1 protein-coding gene is annotated in these 2,440 nt (G+C 63.0%); it reads left to right on the top strand.

Translation table 11 applies throughout. From position 1 onward, the window contains the following. Positions 1 to 355: 355 nt before the first annotated feature. Positions 356 to 1,828, top strand: a complete 1,473-nt coding sequence (locus tag AX681_RS04635; protein ID WP_066664725.1) for an aldehyde dehydrogenase — start codon at positions 356 to 358, stop codon at positions 1,826 to 1,828. The last annotated feature ends 612 nt before the right edge of the window (positions 1,829 to 2,440 follow it).

A 2,440-nucleotide genomic window follows, 5' to 3' on the forward strand; every position in this document is an offset into this window, starting at 1 on the left:
GACTATTTGGCCGGGCCGAGGCCATGCCGGAAATGGGCAAGGCGGCGGTTCCGATGAGCAGATGACGACGATCGACCATAGCACGTCCTCTCCTGGTCTTGGCATGACAGCCGCGCAGCCACCGGCTCAGGCCGAGCATCGCGACGTTAGCCTGATCGGGTAGCGGCTTCGCCCTCTCCCAGCCATGTCCCGCCGCGCTCGACCGCTTTGGCGCGAGCGAACTGAATTGCGTAAGTGTATGATTTCACATGGTTAGTGCAGGGCCCGCGCTGCTTGCATCACCGCCATGTGTGACAATAGGCGTTCCGGATGCGGCCAGGCGCCGCGCAAAAAACAGGATGTGGAGAGAAGCCAGATGGAAGCGCTGAGAGCAACATTGGCGGGCATCGAAGCGCGCGCCAACGCGCCGTTCTTCATCGGCGGCGCGTGGCACGAAAGCGCGCAGCCGGACACGCTCGACGTGATCGCGCCGCACAGCGAAGAGCTGTTGATGCGCCATGCCGAAGCCACCCATGGGGAGGTCGATCGGGCCGTGGCGGCCGCGCGACGGGCCTTCGACCACGGCCCCTGGCCGCGCATGGCACCGGCAGACCGCGGCGCGGCGCTGAAACGGGTGGCGGCGTTGCTCGCCGAACGGCTTCCCGAACTGGCAGAGGCATGGACCGGGCAGGTTGGCGCGGTGATCGGATTCACGCGCAATGCCTCGCGTCAGGTGCCGGGCCTGTTCGACTTTTACGGCGACCTCGCGACCAGTTACCCGTTTGTCGATCGCCGCAAGCGCTCTTCTGGCGGACGGGTACAGGTGATCAGCGAGCCGGCGGGCGTGTGCGCCGCGATCACGCCGTGGAACGCGCCGCTGGTCCTGTTGTGCTACAAGGTGGCGGCGGGTCTGGCAGCGGGCTGCACCTTCGTCGTCAAGCCTTCGCCGGAGGCACCGATCGACGCGCATATCCTGGCGGAATGCATCTCGGGCGCAGGTTTGCCGGACGGGGTGTTCAACATGATCCAGGGCGGGCGGGAGATCGGCGACTATCTTGTCCGCCATCCCGGGATCGACAAGGTCAGCTTCACGGGCTCGACCGTCGCGGGCAAGGCGATCGCATCGGCCTGCGCGGCACGACTGACCCGCTTCAGCCTGGAGCTAGGTGGAAAGTCGGCCGCGATCATTCTCGACGACGCGGATTTGTCGAAGGTGCTGCCCACGCTAGTCCCCTATTCGATGCCGATCACCGGGCAGGTGTGCTTTTCGCTGACCCGCGTGCTCGTGCCGACCGCGCGCTACGACGAAGTGCTCGACGGCTATGTCTCGGCGGTGCGGAAGGTGAATGTCGGCAATCCCTTCGAATACGGTGTGCAGATGGGACCGCTTAGCCTTTCGCGCCAGCGCGACCGGGTCGAAGGCTATGTCGCGCAGGGGATCGCGGAAGGTGCAAGGCTGGTGACCGGCGGCGGGCGGCCGGCCGCCCAGAATCGCGGATGGTATTTCGAGCCGACCGTCTTTGCCGATGTGACCAAGGATATGACGATCGCGCGCGAGGAGATCTTCGGTCCGGTGGTCTCGCTCATCCGCTATGACGACGAAGCCGAGCTCATCGCGCAGGCGAACGCCACCGATTATGGCCTCCACGGCGCGATCTATTCGGCCGACGAGGATCGCGCATTGGCAATCGCGCGGCGGGTCGACGCCGGTTCGCTCGCCATCAACGGCATGGCCGTCGATATCGAGATGCCGTTCGGGGGGTTCAAGCAATCCGGCATTGGACGGGAGGGCGGTTTGGAGGGGCTGCAAAACTATCTCGAGTTGAAGACGGTGTATCTGCCCGGCTGAAGATGTCTGGCGGAACTCGGCGAGGGCGCTTGTGGGCTTACAGGACTCACATCCGCGTCTGCAAACCGCAGAAAAGCTAGGGTTTCAGCTCGCAACCAGATCCGTGGCCCCTTCGTGGCCCACCCTAAATTCGGTCCCTACTCAGATCTCGAACCCGTGCCGATTTAAGCACCGTGCATAGGGTCGGAACCATGAGTCGCGTGTTCCCCAACTCCCCCTTTCCGGCGTGTCTGCTTTCATCCTAATTCGCTACGCGGGCCTCCTTGCCACCCTCGCCTCCGACAGGTCCATCAGATGATACTGCTTGATCGCTTGGTAGGTCAAAAAAAAGGACGGAATCATCGGAAAGGGGATGGGGTGGACGCCCCCGACGGTATCGATGTGCCAAAGCGGAGGTGTTGAACACCACTTGAGTGAGGCGCCCATATCGAAAGTTGCCGTGATCGGCCTGAATATGGGATGTCGACTCCCCTTCACGAACTATAATTTCATTTGCCCTGAATGCCTCCGGAATTGCATCCCTACTGCGCCATATGTTGCGAGCAAGGCTAGGGTCGGGATCTGTAATTTGCAGTTGCTCGGCGGTTGTCCCTTGAGGGTCTCAAGGATCTG

The sequence above is a fragment of the Sphingomonas sp. CCH9-E2 genome, from assembly GCF_001557215.1.
Taxonomy (GTDB): domain Bacteria; phylum Pseudomonadota; class Alphaproteobacteria; order Sphingomonadales; family Sphingomonadaceae; genus Sphingomonas.

Excerpts from the sequence above, each read along its gene's own strand:
- AX681_RS04635 (WP_066664725.1), top strand. The coding sequence starts at position 356 with ATGGAAGCGCTGAGAGCAACATTGGCGGGCATCGAAGCGCGCGCCAAC.